Consider the following 19,455-nt stretch of genomic DNA (forward strand, 5'->3'; position numbering starts at 1 on the left):
TGAACGTGCGTCGGCGCCACTTCGCGACGGTCTTCAAAGTTCAGCCCGTAGCGGATGGCCAGGGTGCGGGTCGCTTCTTGCGACGCTTGGAACTCCGCTGAGATGCGCGGCGTCGTACGGGCTGAGCCATGAAGACCTGCTGCCATAGTGCATCCTCCCTTTCACGGGACAATGCACCACGACACTCCGGAACCAAACACTTAGCCTACCCGGTTCCGATCTCCTGATGTGCTGTGGCCGGGAGTTCACGCCGCGCAAACAGGACATCCAGCACATCTTTGACCGTGTGTGCGACGAGCATAGCATCGAGCATCGCCTGACCAAGGTGATCCACCTCCTCCGTGGGCTCCTGCCTGCAGTCCTTTCAGAAAGGCGGATCGATGGTCAGGCCCTGCGGATGAACCGCACGATCGGGGACGCGATGGTCAAGCGCTCCCACGACGACAGCCACGACCAGCCCAGGGTGCACCTGCAACTCTTCGTAGACGCCTGTTGCCACGCCCGGCGCCTGACGACCCTGCGCGGCCTCATGCCCTGCCAGCTCATCTGTCAGACCCGGGCCAGAGCGCCCGATCGGCTCAGGCCTGACTCGGTACACCACATCCCGGGGCCATACAGGTAGCCGATATCAGCCGGCGCCACCCATGGATCGGCTCGCCTCAGAAAGATGCGGGTGTCTCGCCAATCATGGTGCCAGTCCTGATGACTATGTCGTTCTGTTCCAGCAGCCGGTTTGGTGTATCGTGATGGTCTGCCGGTATCAGGTTGCGGCTAGCCGCCGGGTTCAGGTCACTGTGGATAAGGAGCTTGGCTGCTATCAGTTGATCTGGACCTCTGTAGGAACGTCCGGGAAGGCTCGCGTTGTGGGCGGCGGGTCCGTTGTTCATCCTGCTGTGTGCCGGCAGTACACGTGTGCCGCCACAATCTTGCTGCACAAAGCTATCTACAGCGGCTCCGCAGAACTCACCCGCGACAATGCATTGTCGCCATTTTTACGTGCGGCTGCGGTCCTCTTCCAGTTCAGACCACAGGTCAGCCAGCCGGCGCGCCAGGGTTTCCACCTTGGTAGCATCGAGGTCGGGCTGGAAGCGCAGGATGATCTGGCGGCCGGAACGTGACAGACGGGCGAGGCGACGGCCGTCCCGCGCACGCAGGACAATCCCTTCCCGGTCAGACAGGGTATTGTCGCCTTCCTTGAGGCCATTCGTCAGCATGCGCGCACGCACGGATGGAGTTGCCCGACTGGCGCGAACCCGCTCGGCCAGGTCATCCGGTATCAAGCCGCTGCAACCGGCCAAGGCCGCGACGAGCCGCTGTCCCTCATTGATCGAGAGCCCGCGCCAGTCGCCGACCAGCTCCAGGACTGCATCAGGAATCTCGGCAAGCTTGGTCAGGTTGCTGACCTGCTGCGGGCTCACCGCCAGGATTTCGGCCAGACCTTGGCGGTCGTGGAGGCCTGCCTGCAGGATGCGTCGATAGGCCCGTCCCCGCTCGACAGGGGACAGGTCCTTGCGCGCTGCGTTTTCGACGAGCATCGCGCTGATCAGCGCGCGGTCGTCGACCTCGATCATGACGGCCTTGACCTTCATGCCCAGGGCCCGGGCAGCTCGGACGCGCCGGTGGCCATAGACGATCTCATAGGCATCCTCGCGCCCATGCCGGCGGCGCAGACCCACCGGCACGAGTTGACTATTCCGCACGAGGGACTTCTGGAGTTCGACGAAGGCGGGATCGGCCAGATTCTCTTCGTGACGATCGCGCCAGGGCGAGTCCACGACTGCTACGGGGTCCACCTCGATCACCATCCTCCCTTCGGCGACGGCCTGGGCCATCGTCTGCTCGAGTTCGGCCAACCGCTGGACGGTGTCGGCCGCCACCGCACGAACCTGATCGCCAATCGGGACGATCCCGGTACGGCCGCGGGCAGCGCGACCACCTTGTTCATCGCCCATGGCGCCGATCGCCGCGTCCAATTCGGCCATTCGCGTGGACTTTGTCATCGCACGTCCTCCCGTCCCCAGGACTTCTCGATCAGCGTACGGATCTCCGCATTCACGCCGTTGAGATGTTCCAGGGCGCGGTCGAGCACGCGCCGGCCCTCGCGTGGATCCAACTCATAGAGTGTGCGCTTCACGTTGCCAGCTTGGTCCAGGGCGGTCGTGTGAACCATGCGCGCGTCCATCAGCCCATCGGCAAAAGTCGACGTCATCCAGGCGGCGATCCGTTGCTGGTTCTTGTCGTTCGGCTGGAAGCGGCTGATGAGCACCCGCACGAAACTCAACAGGGGAGGACTTTTCGGATCGAAGCTGCGGATGTCCGCAAGCGTATCACCCAGCATCCTGAAAAAGCGGCCGGTCGAGGCGAAGTCCAGCATCGACGGTGGGACAGGAATGATGAGTCCGTTGGACGCGAACAGAGCGTTGATCGTGAGGTAGCCAAGCGATGGTGGACAGTCGCAGACCACCACGTCGTAGTCTTTCTGCACGCTTTCGAGTCCGCTACGCAGGAGTGTCCAGAAGCGGAAGGTCCGTTCCTTGATCTGCCGCACGGGCAACTCGAACTCGACCCGATACAGCGCCAAGTTGGCGGGCAGCAGGTCCAGGCCCGGCAGATAGGTCTTGCGGATGCAGGCACTCAGTTGGTCCACGTCTCCCCGCACATAGCCGTAGAATGTCTCCGTCTCGCCGACCTCTTCGTCCGCGCTGATCCCGAACATGCCGGTCGCCGATGCCTGGCTGTCCAAGTCGACGAGTAGAACCCGCCAACCATGCAGCGCCAGGTACTGGGCCAGATGCACGGCCGTGGTCGTCTTGGCGGCACCTCCCTTGAAGTTGCAGACGGTGACGACCCTGAGCGCCTCCTCGCCACGCCGTGCGGGACGGTAGCGGGCGTCCTCGTTGCGGCTGGCCAGCCATTCACGGATCCGGTGAACTTCATCGACTGCGAAGACTCGCCGTGCCGTCCCTACGCTCTCGCCCTTCGGGAGATCCGGCTCATCGAGCACCAGCCGACGCAGATAGCTGTCGGAGATGCCGAGCAGTTCAGCGGCCTCCCGCGTCGGCAGCTTGCGAAAGGTCTTGGTGCGCTCGGGCTTGTTGTCGATCTCGATGATGCGCTGCTGGACTGCGTCGGCCATGGAGGCATGCTCATCGAACAGCGTCACCAGGTCATCGAATGTGGACTTGGTCATGCTTCCTCGTTGCAGGTGCACTCGTTCCGGCCGAGGGCGAGATAATCGACGTTACACGGGATTTGCATTGTTTCGCAGAAAAATGCGTGTGTCGGCAAGACACAGGTTCCACTCGAAAGCCATGACCTTGCGGGTTAGCGAACCGATCCGTCCACGCGACCGGCCGCTTGCCCTCTGCACGAGCAAGCTCTACTTATAGCTAGCTATATCTAGCTAGGAAGATCTTATGAACGGCGTCAACGTATTCGATGCGAAGAACAGGCTCAGCGCCCTGCTGGACAGGGTGGAGCGCGGCGAGGAGGTCACGATCACTCGGCGCGGCAAGGCGATCGCCAAGCTCGTTCCCACTGCCAGCCCCAACCATGCGGCAACACTCGTCCAGCGCATGCAGGCGATCCAGGACCGGATCGCGGCGCGAGGAGAGCCGTTCACACAGGATGAACTGCGGGCCTATCGGGACCAGGGTCGCCGATGACCCTGTGCGTCCTGGACAGCTCCGTGGCTCTTGCCTGGATCCTGCCGGGGGAGGGGGGTGCGACGGTCGAGCCATGGCGGGTACCGGCGGCCACCCAAGGAGTCGTTGTTCCCAGCCTTTGGCTCTGGGAAATGGGGAATGTCCTTCTGATGGCCGAGCGGCGTGGACGGATCACGCTGGCCGATCGCAATGATGCCCTGGGCGTCCTGGCTGATATGCCGATCCGGATCGACGAAGTTACGCCAGCCAGGGCATGGGGAGATGTCCTCCACCTCGCTGCCGCCCATCGGCTCACATCCTATGACGCCAGCTACCTGGAACTCGCCCTGAGAACCGGCTTGCCGCTGGCGTCACTTGACCGCCAGCTTCGCGGAGCCTGCCAAACCTGCGGAGTGGCCCTGCTGCCTGATAGTTGACTGTCGGCAAAGCCGCTGCCAGTAACATGATGCGTCTGAGCATGATGCGGCTCATGGCGTTGGAGATCGATGCGCCGGATGGTCTCGACGGCGACGTCGAGGAAGGCGGCCTTGCCCATGGGTCTGCCGCAGTCGCAAGCGCCATTGGCGAACAGGTGCTTCAGCCAAGCCCACCGCTCGCGCACTGCGGCGAGAACGATCCGGACACCGGAACAGTCGGAGATATCGACACTGACACAGGCCCGGCCATCAGCAGCCGGGGCTGGTTTCCCGCCCCGCCCGCTCGCGATCCCGCATCAGCGCCACGCCATGGATGGTGCGAAACAAGAGCGGGCGCAGGAATTGGCGGAACCACCAGTGCACCGTCTCCCAACACCGAAATGGATCGGCAGCATCCGCCAGCCGTCGCTACCGCGTGCCATGTAGCGGACCGCACCTCGCGCAGGTCGGTCTTCGATTCGCGCCCATGCTTGGACACGTCAGGCAGCAGCGGCTCACTTCGCTGCCATTCCTCGTCGGCCAGGCCTATCGGGGTAACGCCAAGTCTTGCGGACAGGATCAGCCATCGGGCTTCAGCCCGATCCTTCGAAGAGATGCCAGCAAAGCTGACAGGCGGCTAGAGCTCTCTCGGATCCGCATTCCGAGTCTCCACCACGTCCAACTTGGCCCGGCAATCCAATCTCAAGCGGTTCTATGCAAGAACAAGACAGAACCTAGAGTATCAACTCGTTCAAATTCCATATAACTAGACGTAGGCATCACGATAAAGTCGATGTTCATCTTAGATGAACTTTAATCTTCAGCCTATTGACATGCCCGTTCCCATCTCCGCCCTAATCAGAAGGCTGCATGCACTGGCTGACCTGCGTCGCTGGTTCCACAGCCGACACGGCGGAAGGATGCTTGACGAATGATCGTTCTTCAAAGGTGGATCATCGCGGCGATCTTGATGATCCTGGCCTTGTTCGGCGCACCGTCATCCTCGGACGCCGCCACACCCAACCTGATCGCGGCGGGCTATCTCCATACCAGCGGTAGTCGGATCCTGGACACCCAGAACCGGAACGTGCGCATCCTGGGGGTGAACTGGTTCGGCCTGGAAACGAACACGATGTCGCCGCACGGTCTGTGGGCGCGCAACTACAAGTCGATGATCGGCCAGATCGCCTCGTTCGGCTTCAACACGATCCGCCTGCCGTTCTCGGCTGCCATGCTCACCGCCGACGCCAGCAAGGTCGGCGGAATGAACTACGCGCTCAATCCGGACCTGGCCGGCAAGACGCCGCTACAGATCATGGACGCCGTGATCGCGGAGGCGCGTCCAGCGGCTGCGGATCATTCTCGACATGCACAGCCTGGAGCCCGACGGCAACAGCGGCAAGTGGACCAGTTCGACCCGGTCGGAGGCCGCCTGGATCAACAACTGGAAGATGCTGGCCAGGCGCTATGCCGGCAACTGGACCGTGCTTGGCGCCGACCTGTTCAACGAGCCCGACGGCAGCTGGGGCACTGGCGCGGCCGACGACTGGGCCAGGGCCGCGAAGAAGGCAGGCGATGCTATCCACGCCGTAAACAGCAAATGGCTGATCATCGTGGAGGGTGTGCGCAGCTATGGCGGCAACTTCTACTGGTGGGGCGGCGGACTGCAGGCGGTTGCGACCAAGCCGGTCGTGCTGGCCCGCTCCGGGCGGCTGGTCTACTCGCCGCACGACTATCCGCCCTCCCTGTTCGAGCAGCCCTGGTTCCAGGGTACATCGTTTCCCGCGAATCTTCCGAACGTCTGGGAATCCCACTGGGGCTTCATCGAGACGAAAGGGATCGCACCGCTGCTGCTCGGTGAGTTCGGTTCCGGACTTCTCACGACGCGGGACAGGCAGTGGGCCGATCAGCTTGCGAGCTACATTGCAGCCAGGAAGCTGGACTGGGCCTATTTCGCCTTCAATGCCAACATCACGCCTGACATGGGCATGCTCAACCAGGACTGGACGACCCTGAATGCGGCCCGGCAGGCCTACCTGCGGGACCTGATTGCCAGGACGAAGCTCTGATCCAGTCTCTGACCGTCACGAGGACAGGGCAGGGGGGCAGAAGGACGCTGGCGTCGTCATGGCACGATCCAGGCCGACGCCAGTCAGCACTCGCGCCATCATTTTCCCTGTCTGTTGCCTGCTTCGCAGATGCGGAGAATGATCAGGAGCCAACAGAACCCAGGACGCGATGGATGCAACCAGCTGCTGCGAAATGGCAGCGTCTGACGAAGGTTCAGGCGGGCAGTCGTCGCCAATAGGGCCGGTCCTCCCCGCTGGCGATGGAGCCATGGTGACTCGCCCAGTTAGCCAGCGGCCCAAGCCCCCTGGGGCGCTCAGCTACCAAGCGGGCCTGCTTCAGCGACCTGAGATGCTGGAAGATGGCGCCTTGCGTCACGCCACTCCCACGCGTCAGTTCAACCACGATGATCTTATCGGGCCTATGATCCGCCACGTGAGCCGTACCATCGATGTGGCGCTATGGGCCGGTGCCGTATGGCTGCTGGCATTCGGCAAAAACGCCCCCGGGCAATGAAGGTCCCGAGTGCCGACGCTCCAGCTGGATCGTCGCATGCCCGATATGGAACTGATCTGCCAGGACGTCCTGCATCTGGTGCAGCACCGCGTCGTGGTCCGCGTCATCTTCGACCGTGGCGTGCAGCGTGACCAGGGTGCGCTCGGGCGTGAGCGACCAGGCGTGCACATGGTGGACATCCCGGACGCCCGGAACCGCCTGGACCAGCGCTTGCTGCAGCAAGTCCAAATCGAGGCCTTCCGGCGCGCCCTCCATCAGCACGTGCCAGGACTGGCGGAGCAGGGACCAGACGCTGCGCAGGATCAGCAGCGCCACCAGCAAGGAGAGGATCGGGTCGATCGGCATCCAGCCGGTCAACAGAATGACGGCGGCAGCCACGATGGCGGCGACCGACCCCAGCAGATCGCTTGCCACATGCAGAACGGCACCACGGATGTTGAGGTTTTCCCGGCTGCCGCCGTTCAGGATCACGAAGGCGATGATGTTCGTGGCGAGACCGAGGGCCGCCACGATCAACATGATGTCGGCCGTCACCTCGACGGGCTCCGACAGGCGCATGATGGCTTCAATGACGATCCAGGCGGTGATCCCCAGCAGGACACCGCCGTTGACGAGAGCTGCCAGCACCTGCAGCCGGTCGTGACCATAGGTCCGCTGCAAGGTTGCCGGACGGCGGCTGGCGCGAAAGGCATACCAGGAGATGGCGAGGGCGGCGGCGTCGGTCAGCATGTGCCCGGCATCCGTCAGCAACGCGAGGGATCCCGAGATGATTCCGCCGGCCGCTTCGACGCCCATGAATCCTGCAGTGAGCAGGAAGGCCCATGCCACCCGCCGTTCATTGGCGGCACCTGGGTGGGTATGGTCGTGGCGGTCCCCGCGTGCATGATCATGGCCGCTCATAGTCTCACCTCCACGACCGTGCTGAACCTGGATCGGTGACAAGCGGCCCGCCATGGCGGGCTATCATCGTCGGTCGCGGCCGCACTCTTGGAACCGGCAGCCCCGTCCGCGTCACTCGACTCGATGCTCTTCCGGTGCTGGTCCCGCAGCTTCTGGCCCCGGTGACCCGACCATGAGGTGGACCAGGGCCGGGCCGAGCAGGAGGATGAGGATAGCCAGGATCAAGGCCGGACGCACTACTCATCCTCCGCTTCGATTCTTCTCAACTAGCCCAGTTGAGATGCGACGGCCAATGAACTCGTGCTTGATCGAGTAGATCATCCTGATCGAGACGGGCGGTCCGAAGCTGGTGGGATCCACATCCTTGCATGCCAGCTATCCGCCGATGCGCGATTGCACGAGGCGTTCGCGGACCTCATATCGCAATGCAGCAGGACGCCTGTCTGGAGCGTCGTGCGGCTGGTGAGGTTCGAGTGTAGCTCCCTCTTCGGCCGGCCGGTTCTGCCGGTTCAACGGGCCGCGTGTCCGTTTCCAGGCATTTAGCCTCCCTGAACTACTCGGTCGGGTCGAAAGACCCGGCCATTTTTTTTGCCCAGCGTCCGGGCGCGGCAACGTGCGCCCCGCCCGTCATGGCTGTTGGGATACCGGCTGCAAGCGGAGCCGTCAGTGGCTGGCCCAGACCGGCGGCTTCGTCCTTGCCCAGGGGCGCGTCTGCTCCACCTGGCGGGCGAGTTGCAGGATGGTCGCCTCGTCGCCGTAACGTCCGACGAACTGCACGCCGATCGGCACGCCATCAGCCATCTTCGTGCTCGGCAGCGATATCGCCGGCAGGCCAGAGATGTTGAAGGCGAACATGAACGCAGCATCCGACCAGCGGGCGAGGTAGCGCTCCCGGTTGCCGTCTTCCATCGTCCAGTAGCCCACCGGGCGCGGCAACTGGGTGAGGGTCGGGGTCAGGAACACGTCGAACTGGTCGAGTTCCAGGGCGATCTGCTGGTTGGCCTTGCGCATGCCGGCGGCACTGGTCGAGTACTTCATGGCCGACAGCGAGCGACCATGGTTCAGCATCGCCCAGTTGAATGGGGCGAGGTCCCTTTCTGCCACCGGTCGGCCCACGATCTTCGCCAGCCGCTCGAAATCGTTCGCCGTCTCCACCGAAACGACGTCGTTATAGTCCCACCAGGCCTGCTCCAGGTCATGCTTGAGCGTGTACTCCTCCAGCACGTGCCCCATGTCCGCCAGGAGTGCCGCTGTCTCCTGGACCGCGTCCGCCACTTCCGGCGCGAAGGGAGCGCCGAATGGAGCCGTCAGGGTGAAGCCGACCTTCAGGGGACGCGGTGCCGCCGCCAGCAGCGAGAGCCAGCTCTGCTCGGGCTGCGGCGGGATGTAGGGGTCGCCCGCGACGCTACCGGCCACAGCGTCCAGATAGGCTGCCGTGTCCCGGACCGTGCGGGTTACGCAGAACGTGTAGACCGAGCCCAGCCAGAAATCCGCATCCTCCGGTCCATAGGTGATCCGCCCACGGGATGGCTTCAGGCCGACTAGGCCGCAGCAAGCGGCCGGCACGCGGATGGAGCCGCCCCCATCGGAGGCTTCCGCGAGCGGCACCATGCCGGAGGCGACCGCCGCGGCGGCGCCACCGCTCGAACCGCCCGGCGTGATGGCCGGGTTCCAGGGGTTGAGGGTCTTGCCGTAGAAGCGCGGCTCGGTCGCGATGCACCAGCCGCCTTCGGGCGTGTTGGTGCGGCCGAGCAGCACGAAGCCGGCCTCCTTGATGCGCGACGAGAGTGTCGAGTCGTAGGTGCAGACGAAGTCCTTCAGGTACTCGATGCCGCCATCGACATGGGTGCCCTTCCACTGTGAACCGATATTCTTCAGGAGAAACGGTACGCCGGCGAAGGGGCCCGGGGGCGTGGCAGCCTTCGCCGTCTCGCGGGCGATGTCGAACGTGCGAATCACCACGGCGTTCAGCTTCGGGTCCAGGTCCTCGATGATTGCGATGGCCGTCTCGACCAGTTCCATGGGCGTGATGTCCCCGGCTCGCACGAGCTCGGCCAGCCTCATGGCGTCGCTGTCTGCATAAAGAGCGATCAGATCCTTCGTCACCGTCGCCAACGCCGTTCTCCGTTCTTGTGGGGCTCAACTCGAAGACTGTTCATCGCTCCAGCTACCAGAGGTTGCGCTGCAGCCGGAACGGGACGGCATCGCCCGACTTTCGCCCCGTCACGATCCCGGCGATAAGCTCGGCGGAACCACATGCGAGCGTCCAGCCCAACGCACCGTGGCCGGTGTTCAGGTACAGCCCTTGGATCGGGGTCGCATCGATCACCGGCAACCCGTCCGCGGACATCGGTCGGAGCCCGCACCAGGCGTTGATCTGCTCTGGCATCACCAGATCCGGATAGAGCCGCTGCAGGCCCTTTTGCAGATTCGCGATCCGGCTTGGCCGGATGGTACGGTCGTAGCCATCGAACTCGACCGTGCCGGCGACCCTCAACCGGTCGCCCAGCGGCGTGGCGACGATATGCTCAAACTCGTCGGCGATGGGCCGCTGCGGCAGGAAGCCGATGTCCTGCTTGCGCAAGGTGATTGAATAGCCCTTCACCGGCGCGACCGGCAGGCGGATCCCACAAGACTTCATCAGCGTCGTGGAGAAGGGGCCGGCACAGACCACCACATGGCTGGCCGCGATCCGCTCCTCGCCCAGATGGACCGCCACCACCTTCGCCCGATCGATCTCGATCCGGTCGATGGTCCGGCCATGGAGGAACCTGGCTCCCGCCCGTTTTGCCGCGTCAGCTGCGGCGCAGGAGAACTGGCGTGCATCGCCCCAGCACTCCTTCTTGAGCCAGAGGCCGGCGCCGATCGTGGGCTCGACCGGCGCCAGGCTCGGCTCCAGGGCCACGCAGCCAGCCGCATCCAGCCGCTCGACCTCGGCACCCAGCTCCTCCAGGAAGATGGCATAGGCTTCGGCGTCGTCCCTTGCCCGCGCTCCCTTGAAAAGGTCGAGGAAACCGCCCGGCCAGACCTCCGCCTTGACGAGCCCCTGATCCAGAAGCCCGTTCATTTCCTCCATGCTCTTCTGCGCAAGCCTCGTCAGGGCCGCCGATGTTTGCCGATACTTGCCGTGCCTGCAGTTCGCCAGGAACCGCAGGCCCCAGCGGCTCATGCCCGGGATCGCTCGCCTGCGCAGTAGGAGCGGCGCCTCCTCCTTGCCCAGCCATTTGAACAGCAGCTGGGGTGTGCCCGGACTCGACCAGGGAACCGCGCTGTTCACGGCCAGCATGCCGCCATTGGCCGAGCTGGTTTCCAGCCCTGCTTCCAACTGTCGCTCGACGACCGTCACCTCCAATCCCTCACGGGCCAGACGGAGGGCTGTGGTCGTGCCGACGATCCCGGCGCCGACGACGATGGTTGCAGCCATGGGCGGCTAGATCTTGATCAAGGCGTGGACGATCATCTCTGTCCTGACGCGTGGCGCGACTGGGGGCGGCGTTGTCGGAAAAGTCTTATAGGCCGGCCGCCCTGCGGAGAAGGGGACGCAACGATCACGTGCGCGATCATCCGGCGGCAGCCTGGATCAGGCAAAGGCGCACCAAGTAGTGGCCATGCCGGCCGATGATCTCCCGCACAGGGTGCCCTATGCTCGGCACCACACGACGCAGGCAGGGCACATCTCTGGACACACGTCACCGGTCCGGGCGCGGCAGCGGCGCTTCCGACCTTCGTGCTTTCGTGGCCGTGGCCGAGCTCGGGAGCTTCTCGCGTGCGGCCGAACAGCTGGGCATCGCGCCGTCCTCGATCAGCCAGACCATCCGCAACCTGGAGGCACGACTGGGCATCCGCCTACTGCAGCGCACGACGCGCAGCGTGGCGTTGACCGAGGCTGGACAGCAATTGCTGCTGCGGGTCCGGCCTGCTCTGGCGGAGCTGGATGCGGCACTCGCTGATGTCGGCCAGCTCAGGACCCGGCCGGCTGGCATGGTCCGGGTGCGCTGCCTCAAGCATGCCTACCAGCGTCATGTCGGCCCGATCCTCGCGGCCTTCCATGCCGCCTATCCTGAGATCAAGCTCGACATCACGGTAGACGACGCGATCGTCGATCTGGTTCCCGGTGGCTACGACGTAGGCTTCACCCTCGGCGAGGTGCTCGAGAAGGACATGGTCGCGGTGCGGGTGGGCGGCGAACTGCGCCAGATCGCCGTGGCTTCGCCGGACTATCTCGCTCGATACGGAACGCCAATGTCGCCCAAGGACCTGCACGATCATCGCTGCATCCGCTGGCGGTGGCCTGGCAATACCATGCCCTACAACTGGGAGTTCTGCCGCGATGGTGCCTGGTTCGAGGTTGAGGTGGACGGCCCGCTCATCGTCAGCGAACAGCGGCTGGCGGTCGAGGCGGCCATGGACGGCGTCGGCATCGCCTTTTGGGCGGAGGACATGATGCGGCCCCTGATCAAGCAGGGCAGGCTCGTGGCGCTGCTGGAGGACTGGTCCGCGTCGTTTCCCGGATTCTATCTCTGCTATCCGCAACAACGGCAGATGGCCCCCGCACTGCGTGCCTTCATCGATTTCGTGAAGGACCAGGCGACGTCGCGCTGACAAGGGCATCCACGATTATTCGGAGCAGGCGAAGAACCTATTCGTTCGCAAGCCGATGATCCAAGCGCCATGCCCAGGCAGGATGTCCGACGCCAACGCCATGCAGAGGAGACCGTCCCATCGTGGACAGAAGCGATTATCCGGATGTTCATCCGGACAGCCCCATGACCTCTGCCGCTCCTGCTCTGAAGGTACAGCCATGAACCCGAAGATATGGTTCATCACCGGCATCTCCCGCGGCCTGGGCCTGGGCCTGGCACGCGCGGTTCTTGCCCGCGGTGACGTCGTCGTCGGCACCACCCGTGATGGTTCGTCGCCCGGCGGGATCGACTCCACTCGGCTCTCGGTCCTGCAGCTGGAGATGACCGACCGCGAGCAGATCGAGCAAACCGTCGCTGCCGCGCATCGCCGGCATGGGCGGCTCGACGTGGTGGTCAACAATGCCGGCTATGGTCTGCTCGGCTCCATCGAGGAAGCGAAGCCGCAGGACGTCGATCATCTTTTTGCCGTCAATTTCTTTGCTCCCTTGGGCGTGATCCAGGCGTCGCTGCCACTGCTGCGCGCGCAGCGGCATGGGCATATCGTCAACATCAGCTCGATCGCGGGTTTCGCCCCGGCGGCGGGAGCAGGGCTCTACGGGGCCAGCAAGTTCGCCCTGGACGGCCTGTCGCAAAGCCTGGCCCAGGAAGTGGCACCGCTTGGCCTTCGGGTCACGGTGGTCGAGCCGGGTGCGTTTCGGACCGACTTCCTGTCGGCGCATTCCCTGCGCCGGACGCCTGGGGACATCGAGGATTACCAGGCCAGCAGTGGCCGATCGGTCGATGGCCTGTTGAGCAGGGCTGGCCAGCAGCTGGGCGATCCGGACCGTGCTGCGCTCGCCATCATCGAGGCCGTCGACGCCGACGAGCCGCCTTTGCACCTCTTGCTCGGAAGTGACGCGCTCAGACGTGCCCGCGTCCGCCTTGACCAATTCGAGGCTGACCTGAGGCACTGGGAGGACGTGAGCCGCAGGACCGACTTCGCCAGCGAGACGGGCGCGGGATCGGCCAGGTGACCATGGCCTGCCTCGGGGCCGGCACGAACAGGCACAAGAAGCGAACCGCGGTTTGACATCATCGGCCAGTCGAGGCCGATCCCGCATTCAACCTGCGAGCCGGTCGTGCCGGCTCTCCCTTTCCAGGGTGAAGACGCGTGGGATCCCGAAACCCTTGATTGGGCCGGGATCGCGCTCGGTCAGATCGAAGTCCCGCTGGATGAGCGCCCAGGTCGCTTCGGAGACCGTGATCTGCATGGGCATCGAATGGCTTTCCAGGCGTGCAGCGAGGTTCACCGTCGGCCCGAACACGTCATAGACATATTTCTGGATCCCGATGATCGAGCCGATCACGGGCCCTGTCGCAATGCCGATCCGGCACTCGAACTGGGCGGCGTTACGGCGCTCCAGGTAGCGGCGCATGCGCAAAGCGACCTTGGCGATATTGGTCGCATGGTCGGGGCTGGCTTCCGGCAGCCCCGCCACGGCCATGTAGGCGTCACCGATCGTCTTCAACCGCTCGCAGCCGAACAGTTCGACGATGCGATCGAAGGCAGAGAAGATGTCGTTCAGCTCGGCAATGGTGGCACTCGGATCGTTGGCGATCGCCATGTCGGTGAAACCCACGAAGTCGAGCATGAGGATGGAAGCCTGCTCGAAGCGCTGCGGCGTGGTCGTGCCGAAATCCTTCAGTTCTTCGTAGACGGAGCGCGGCATGATGTTCAGCAGCAGCTTTTCAACCCGTTCCTTTTCGCGTTGAAGGTCCCGCGTGTTCTTCTCGACCATCCGCGCATAGGAATCGAGCATGTGCTCGGCTTCGCGCTGCTTGCTGACATCGCAGGCTTCGACCACCAGGAAAGCCTGATCGCCGAAGGTCTCCGCCCGGACCTCGACGTTCAGGCTGATGGTCCGCGGACCTTTCCGGACCTCGGTGTCCAGGTTGTAGGGGCGATTCTGCGCCAGCCGTTCCTTCGCCTTGGCTGCATCGAACTTGGGGATGCGGCGGTCGAGGGGTGCATCGGGTTCGGTCGGCGGCTCGAACCACTGGAAGAAGCGGGCATTCTCGAACAGGATCGCCCAGCTGGCTGGATCGGCAAGGGCCGCTCCCGTGCCGATCGTCTGCAGAAGCTGCCGGTGCGGAATGTCGTCAGCGGTCGTCATCGGTCAGCCCCGCGTGACGATCAGATGCTGGCGTCTGCGCACCTCGGCCAGCACCTGTTCCAGGTCCACCGGTGGCACGTCGAAGTCCTTAAGCGTCTCTTCCAGGAGGCCGACCACCTGATCGAAGTCTTCCTTGGTGATCCCAAGCCGCTCATGAGCACGCTTCAGTGCAGAGTCGGAAATGCTGACTGGCCCGCCCATGACCGACGAGATGAACTTCGTCTGGTGGTCGATGAGCGTTCGCATGTCGGTGTGCTCGAAGTATCGGCCAAGCGATGATCCAAGCACGCGATCATAGAAGGCCGACACGATGTGCCGGACCTTCACAAAGCCACCGATCCGCTCGAACAACGTCAACATCCGCCATACCTATCCAGCAACCTTCAATCCGTCGACACAGACCTCGCCCTACTGTGTACGTGCGAAAGCCTTGTAAGCACTCCGAACCCGGCGCGGGATCGAGTAAGCTCATCCGGCCATTGGGGCGAGGTTGGCAGCTGATGCGCGCCTCCCATCGACTGCCAAGTGTTCATATAGGCTCATGAAACGTCATGCCCTGACGGGCAAGCTCCATTTTTGGCATGCTCGTCGGACGGAAGATGCTGGCCACGCCAGGCTGCTGACTGCGTTGATCGCCAACGACGATCGCCGATGCAGAGTCTGACTGAGATCGACCGGTTTGAGTGACAATCCGTCCGGCCTAGAACAGGAACTTCGCCCAGAGGGCGGTGAACTGGCCGGATTGCCCGCCGGCTTCTTCAAGCCGATCGCCAGGCGTGAAGTAGACATAGGTGCCGCCGACCGTCAGCTGTGCGGTTGCCGCCCATTCGATGCTCGTGATGAACTGCTGCCCCAAAGAGCTGCTCGATCCTCCGGCGGTATTCTCTACGGGCGTCATCGGGGGCGCATAGAAGGCGTCGGCGTTGGCCTGCTTCCACAGCGGGTTCCATCCCAGGCCCAGTTCCACCTCCGGCGTCAGGGGGAGCGTCAGGTTCGGCTGGAGATCGAGCAGGTTGGCGGGTGCGGCGAGGTTGGCTTCGGAGAAATAGGGCAGCTTCGGGAACAGGGGATTGAACGTGCCGAGCCTGTCGTCCCTCAGATCGTCGTCGCCGCTGATGGCGTCGGCCTTCAGGCCCAGGCGGGGCGAGAAAGGCCAGGAGGAAATGGTGTAGCCGATGTCGGACGAGACCGTCCATGCGCGGATGTCGGCGTCGCCGAACGTGCCGAACTGGAAGGCGGCCTCCAAGTCCCAGTCGAAGCTCGACCACTCACCGAACAGACGCGTGCCGATCGTGTGGCGGTGCTCCGTCGCGATGCCTTGAGCGTACTCGGCATCGTCACTCTCGAGCCCGAAATAGTAGAGGTCGTAGTGAAGATTCGGCACGGCCTTGAAGGCGGCCGTTCCATAGATGCCCCAGAAGGCCTGGCTCTGGTCGCTGCTGTCATTGAAGGAGCCGCGCCTTGGCGCCACCGGCCGGACCAGGAACGCATCGACCTCTTGATCCTGCGAGTCGACCCATGACGTGCGAATACCGTCGAAGGCTCTGCGGATGTTCGGACTCTCCCGGACGGAGACGAGCCGCGACGCGCCGAAGCTCATTTCCTGGCGCCCACCGCGCAACATCAGGTCGCCGCCGCCCACGGGAAGCCGGAGTTCCGCGAAGGCCTGCAGAAGGTCCAGCTGATCCTGCTGCGTCGGCGGCGGCTTTCCTTCCCAGCCGGCGGTGATCCCGCTCGCCAGTTGCACGAAGCTGCGCAGGTTCGTCCCAGATGCACATCGCCGAACAGATACAGGCGATGCAGCAGGTAGTCGTTCTCGCCGACCCGCCCCAGGCCGAACTCGGGATTGTCGACGGCCTCGTAGCGTTCGCGCAGTTCGCCGCCCAGCGTCAGGTAGGAGGAGCCGTCGCGGCTGATCGGGATCCACTTGATGGGGTCGAAGAAGCCGGTGCGGAGAGATGGATCGCGCAGCGACGACCAGTCCTCGTCGAAGCGGAAGTTCTCGTAGGAGGGGCGCCCGGGATCACCTTGTGCCTCGGCAGATCGACCCGTGCCCATCACGACTGCCGACGCCAGGACAAAACCACCAGTCAAGGCCAGGCGGCACCCTGCCCGGCAGGCCATGCCCACATCGTTCATGACGCTCCGTGGATCATGCGCTGATCCATCGTCAGGAAGTGCCGGACCAGCGGGCGACCCGGTCCGAGATGGAACTGCAGGGCATCTTGCTGCAGATCGGCATCGGCCTTGGAGACACGCTGGTGCTGGCGCAGATGCTCGGCCCAGGATTCCACCATGAACCACTCCACCAGCCGTTCCGGCTCAGCCGCGTCTTCGGTAATGCCCCAGCCATAGGCACCGTCGCGCCGCCGCTCCTCGGCCAGACGATGAATGGCGCGCAGGAAGGCGGCGCGATGCTCGTGCAGGACGCGATACTCGATCAGTATGAGAACCGGTCCCCGGTCATGCTCGACCGGATCGGCCACCAAGGGTTCCGGCCAATGGCTGGAAGGGGCCAGGTCAGCTTCGCCCTTCGGTATCTTCACCCGATGCAGGATCGCAGCCGCGGCCACAAGACCGCCAGCAGCGATGATCAGCGCCAGCGGCACCCCCAGGCCTTGTGCGATCAGACCCCAGCCCAGGCTGCCCGCGGCCATCGCTCCATTGAACACCATCAGGTAGACAGCGAGGCCGCGGCCTCGCACCCAGTTCGGCAGGATCGCCTGCGCGGCACCGTTCAGTGTCGTGAGAGCTACGATCCAGCTGCCACCCAAGAGGAGCAGGATCGCGATGGCCGCCCATCTCGGCGGGCCCAGGGCCAGGATGACCATGACGACGGCCGCCAGCAGCGAGGCGCCAAGCAGCAGCCCGTCCGAGTCCAGGCGCAATCGAAGGCTGGGCAGCACGAGCGCACCCAGGATGGCACCGGCACCCACCGAACCCAGGAGGATGCCATAAAAGCCGGCATCCTCGCCCAGTAGGTTGCGCGCAACCAGCGGCAGAAGAGCCCAGACGGCACTGGAGAAGGCGAAGAACACGGCCGCGCGCAGGAGCACGACATGAAGCGTGCGGCTGGCCCGGGCGTAGCGGAGCCCAGCACGAAAGGCGCCCGTGAAGTGCTCGGAAAGGGCATCCTCGGCAGCCGGCAGACGCTTCCACCAGAGCAGGGCCGCGATCACGATCACATAGCTCAGGACATCGGCACCATAGGTGAGGGCTGCACCGAAGCTCGCCAGCAGCAAGCCGCCAAGGGCGGGGCCGATCGAGCGGGCGATGTTGATCCCGAGCGAGTTCAGGGCGATGGCGCTCTTCAGCTCGGGTTTCGGCACGAGCTCGGGCACGATCGACTGCCAGGTCGGTCCCATCAGGGCTGCACCGATCCCACCCACGAAGGTGAGGGCCACCAGCGAGCTCACCGTCAACAGCCCGGTATGGGCCAGTACCATCAGCGTGCCGCTGACCAAGCCGAGCCCGACCTGGACCGCAATGAGGAACCTGCGCCGGTCGAGGATATCGCACAGCACGCCGGCCGGGATTGCCAGGAGAAAGATCGGCAGCGTGCCGGCAGCCTGGATCATCGCCACGGCGGCCGGCGAAGCCGAGAGGTCGGTGACCAGCCAGGAACTTGCCACGTCGCGCATGAAGGAGCCGGTGTTGCCCAGCACGGTCGCTGACCACAGGACGACGAACACGGCATGCCGGAACGGCGCGAATCCAGAGGTGGCGGGCACTTTTGGATTGGCACCGATGCTGTCGCTGCGCAGGGTCATCGGCAGACATCCTTTGCATGGCGCTCACGAAGATCATGCCAAGCGACGAGCAGGAACCCGCCGATCAGGCCAAGATGCTCAAAGAAGGCATTGGCGGTCATGAACCGCTCGACCCCCGCCATCTCCCAGAAGCGGTTGGCCAGGAGGGTGGCGACAAAGGTGAAGCCAGCCAGTGCCAAGGCACCAAGCCAGCGGTAGACACCGCTCAGGATCAGGGTGGATGCACCCAGCTCCACGATGATCGTCACCACCGCCAGCGGTGCTGCCGGTGCCAGGCCGAAATGGCCCATCTCGGCGACGGCACCGGCGAAGTCGGCAGCCTTGTTGAACCCGCCCTGGAGATAGGCGGCACATAGGCAGAGAAGGGCGATCCACCGGATGATCGGCGAGGTGATGCACGGTCTCGCCCAGCCGCTGAGTCGGGCCTCGAACGGCACGGCAGATCTCATGGCCGCTCGTCCCGCGCATGGCTGACGCTGCCTGCGGCGACAAAAATGAAGGCTGCCGCCAAGGCGATGTGCTCCAGGAAGCTCCTCAACTGCTCGCCATACGAAGAGTCGTCCGAGTGCCAGAAGCGGTGAGCGACGAAAGCCTCAAGGACGGTGAAGACACCGAGGATTCCGGCACCCAGCCAAGTCCAGCGGTCGGTGACCACCAACAGCGGACCAACGATCTCGACCAGGATGACGAGGCTGGCGAACGCCCAGGCAGGGTGGAGGCCCAGGCGAGCCATCGTGGCAAGTGCGCCAGGAAGGTCGAAGAGCTTGGACAGTCCGCCGGTCCAGTAAGGGAGGATCAGCATCAACCGAGCGAACAGGAGCGTAGCCGGGATCGCCAACGCGTTCGCTGCGACGCAGGGCGCTATCATGGGCGGCTTGGGCTTGGCATCATCCCCCACGTCACACAGCCCAGCAGGCACAGCCGAGCGCACCCCAGAACGAGCGGGCGTCGCTGGCCGGCACGTCTGCGCCCCAGGCGCTGGCATGGGCATGGCCATGGATGGTGCAGGCGGTGGTACAGCCGCAGGACGCGGCCGCCGCATGCTGGACGGCCTCGGCCTTGAGCGTGCCGCGAGCCTGCTTCTGGTAGCCGCCGAACGTGCGGACCGGCGACCATTCCGGCAGGACCGGCGGGGGCGGCGGCGCCATAGACGGGCCTGCCGTTCACGAGCGTCAGCACCGACTGGAGGTGCTGGATCTCGTCCGACGGGACGGTGAAGTAGTCCCGGTCGAGCACGGCCAGGTCCGCCAGCTGCCCCACCGCAATGTTGCCCTTCCTGCCCTCCTCGTTGGAGAACCAGGTAACGTTCTCGGTCCACATCCGGAGCGCCGTTTCGCGGTCCAGGC

The 19,455-nt window shown here is 64.4% G+C and carries 18 protein-coding genes and 4 pseudogenes; 7 read left to right on the top strand and 15 right to left on the bottom strand.

Annotation, left to right across the window (positions count from 1 at the left end):
* Positions 1–146: pseudogene (locus VHL31_RS00520) on the bottom strand (IS481 family transposase); the annotation flags it as partial.
* Positions 147–235: 89 nt separating this feature from the next.
* Here VHL31_RS00520 and VHL31_RS00525 point away from each other — a divergent pair.
* Positions 236–622, top strand: a pseudogene (locus VHL31_RS00525) (hypothetical protein); the annotation flags it as partial.
* A 370-nt stretch (positions 623–992) separates the two neighbouring features.
* Here VHL31_RS00525 and VHL31_RS00530 read toward each other — a convergent pair.
* On the bottom strand, positions 993–2,000 hold the full coding sequence (locus VHL31_RS00530; protein WP_329659245.1) for a ParB/RepB/Spo0J family partition protein: 1,008 nt from the start codon (positions 1,998–2,000) through the stop codon (positions 993–995).
* Positions 1,997–3,190, bottom strand: a complete 1,194-nt coding sequence (gene repA / locus VHL31_RS00535) for a plasmid partitioning protein RepA (RefSeq protein ID WP_329659246.1) — start codon at positions 3,188–3,190, stop codon at positions 1,997–1,999. Before repA ends, VHL31_RS00530 begins: the two co-directional genes overlap by 4 nt.
* A 226-nt stretch (positions 3,191–3,416) precedes the next feature.
* Between repA and VHL31_RS00540 the strand changes: the two genes are divergently transcribed.
* The 4 genes and pseudogenes from VHL31_RS00540 (at position 3,417) to VHL31_RS00550 (ending at position 6,129) form a co-directional block, all read left to right on the top strand.
* Positions 3,417–3,665, top strand: a complete 249-nt coding sequence (locus VHL31_RS00540; RefSeq protein WP_329659247.1) for a type II toxin-antitoxin system prevent-host-death family antitoxin — start codon at positions 3,417–3,419, stop codon at positions 3,663–3,665.
* Positions 3,662–4,081, top strand: coding sequence for a type II toxin-antitoxin system VapC family toxin (locus tag VHL31_RS00545; RefSeq protein ID WP_329659248.1), 420 nt, complete (start codon positions 3,662–3,664; stop codon positions 4,079–4,081). The genes VHL31_RS00540 and VHL31_RS00545 overlap by 4 nt, the downstream gene beginning before the upstream one ends.
* Positions 4,082–5,030: 949 nt before the next feature.
* Positions 5,031–5,387: pseudogene (locus VHL31_RS26810) on the top strand (cellulase family glycosylhydrolase); the annotation flags it as partial.
* 31 nt (positions 5,388–5,418) lie between these two features.
* Positions 5,419–6,129 carry a glycoside hydrolase family 5 protein gene (locus tag VHL31_RS00550; protein WP_329659260.1) on the top strand — a complete coding sequence of 237 codons (711 nt, stop codon included), beginning with the start codon at positions 5,419–5,421 and terminating at the stop codon, positions 6,127–6,129.
* A gap of 214 nt (positions 6,130–6,343) precedes the next feature.
* On the opposite strand, the gene VHL31_RS26560 is transcribed toward VHL31_RS00550, so the two are convergent.
* From VHL31_RS26560 to VHL31_RS00565, 4 genes are all read right to left on the bottom strand, one after another.
* The gene (locus VHL31_RS26560; protein ID WP_349262321.1) at positions 6,344–6,580 is read right to left on the bottom strand and encodes a hypothetical protein; all 237 of its coding nucleotides are present in this window, start codon (positions 6,578–6,580) and stop codon (positions 6,344–6,346) included.
* 6 nt (positions 6,581–6,586) lie between these two features.
* Complete coding sequence (locus tag VHL31_RS00555; protein WP_329659249.1) at positions 6,587–7,543, bottom strand: cation diffusion facilitator family transporter; 957 nt, start codon at positions 7,541–7,543, stop codon at positions 6,587–6,589.
* Between the two features lie 663 nt (positions 7,544–8,206).
* Positions 8,207–9,649 carry an amidase gene (locus VHL31_RS00560; protein WP_329659261.1) on the bottom strand — a complete coding sequence of 481 codons (1,443 nt, stop codon included), beginning with the start codon at positions 9,647–9,649 and terminating at the stop codon, positions 8,207–8,209.
* 61 nt (positions 9,650–9,710) lie between these two features.
* Complete coding sequence (locus VHL31_RS00565) at positions 9,711–10,967, bottom strand: FAD-dependent oxidoreductase (protein ID WP_329659250.1); 1,257 nt, start codon at positions 10,965–10,967, stop codon at positions 9,711–9,713.
* A gap of 218 nt (positions 10,968–11,185) precedes the next feature.
* On the opposite strand from VHL31_RS00565, the gene VHL31_RS00570 reads away from it, so the two are divergent.
* Together VHL31_RS00570 and VHL31_RS00575 are read left to right on the top strand one after the other, a co-directional pair.
* Positions 11,186–12,145, top strand: coding sequence for a LysR family transcriptional regulator (locus VHL31_RS00570; RefSeq protein ID WP_329659251.1), 960 nt, complete (start codon positions 11,186–11,188; stop codon positions 12,143–12,145).
* 199 nt (positions 12,146–12,344) lie between these two features.
* A complete protein-coding gene (locus VHL31_RS00575) occupies positions 12,345–13,199 on the top strand; it encodes an oxidoreductase (protein ID WP_329659252.1) in 855 nt (284 codons plus the stop codon).
* 87 nt (positions 13,200–13,286) lie between these two features.
* Here VHL31_RS00575 and VHL31_RS00580 read toward each other — a convergent pair whose 3' ends face one another.
* From VHL31_RS00580 to VHL31_RS26565, 8 genes and pseudogenes are all read right to left on the bottom strand, one after another.
* The gene (locus VHL31_RS00580; protein ID WP_329659253.1) at positions 13,287–14,339 is read right to left on the bottom strand and encodes an adenylate/guanylate cyclase domain-containing protein; all 1,053 of its coding nucleotides are present in this window, start codon (positions 14,337–14,339) and stop codon (positions 13,287–13,289) included.
* A gap of 3 nt (positions 14,340–14,342) precedes the next feature.
* Positions 14,343–14,699 (bottom strand): group 1 truncated hemoglobin, encoded by a 357-nt coding sequence (locus VHL31_RS00585; RefSeq protein WP_329659254.1) that lies wholly within the window; start codon positions 14,697–14,699, stop codon positions 14,343–14,345.
* A gap of 340 nt (positions 14,700–15,039) precedes the next feature.
* The gene (locus VHL31_RS00590; protein ID WP_329659262.1) at positions 15,040–16,080 is read right to left on the bottom strand and encodes an alginate export family protein; all 1,041 of its coding nucleotides are present in this window, start codon (positions 16,078–16,080) and stop codon (positions 15,040–15,042) included.
* Positions 15,963–16,478, bottom strand: coding sequence for a hypothetical protein (locus VHL31_RS00595; protein WP_329659255.1), 516 nt, complete (start codon positions 16,476–16,478; stop codon positions 15,963–15,965). The genes VHL31_RS00590 and VHL31_RS00595 overlap by 118 nt, the downstream gene beginning before the upstream one ends.
* Positions 16,475–18,109, bottom strand: a complete 1,635-nt coding sequence (locus VHL31_RS00600) for an MFS transporter (protein WP_329659256.1) — start codon at positions 18,107–18,109, stop codon at positions 16,475–16,477. The genes VHL31_RS00595 and VHL31_RS00600 overlap by 4 nt, the downstream gene beginning before the upstream one ends.
* On the bottom strand, positions 18,106–18,558 hold the full coding sequence (locus VHL31_RS00605; protein WP_329659257.1) for a DoxX family protein: 453 nt from the start codon (positions 18,556–18,558) through the stop codon (positions 18,106–18,108). The genes VHL31_RS00600 and VHL31_RS00605 overlap by 4 nt, the downstream gene beginning before the upstream one ends.
* A complete protein-coding gene (locus VHL31_RS00610; RefSeq protein WP_329659258.1) occupies positions 18,555–18,947 on the bottom strand; it encodes a DoxX family protein in 393 nt (130 codons plus the stop codon). Before VHL31_RS00610 ends, VHL31_RS00605 begins: the two co-directional genes overlap by 4 nt.
* A gap of 61 nt (positions 18,948–19,008) precedes the next feature.
* A pseudogene (locus VHL31_RS26565) lies at positions 19,009–19,455 on the bottom strand (amidohydrolase family protein); the annotation flags it as partial.

The sequence above is a fragment of the Geminicoccus sp. genome, assembly GCF_036263595.1.
Lineage (GTDB): Bacteria > Pseudomonadota > Alphaproteobacteria > Geminicoccales > Geminicoccaceae > Geminicoccus.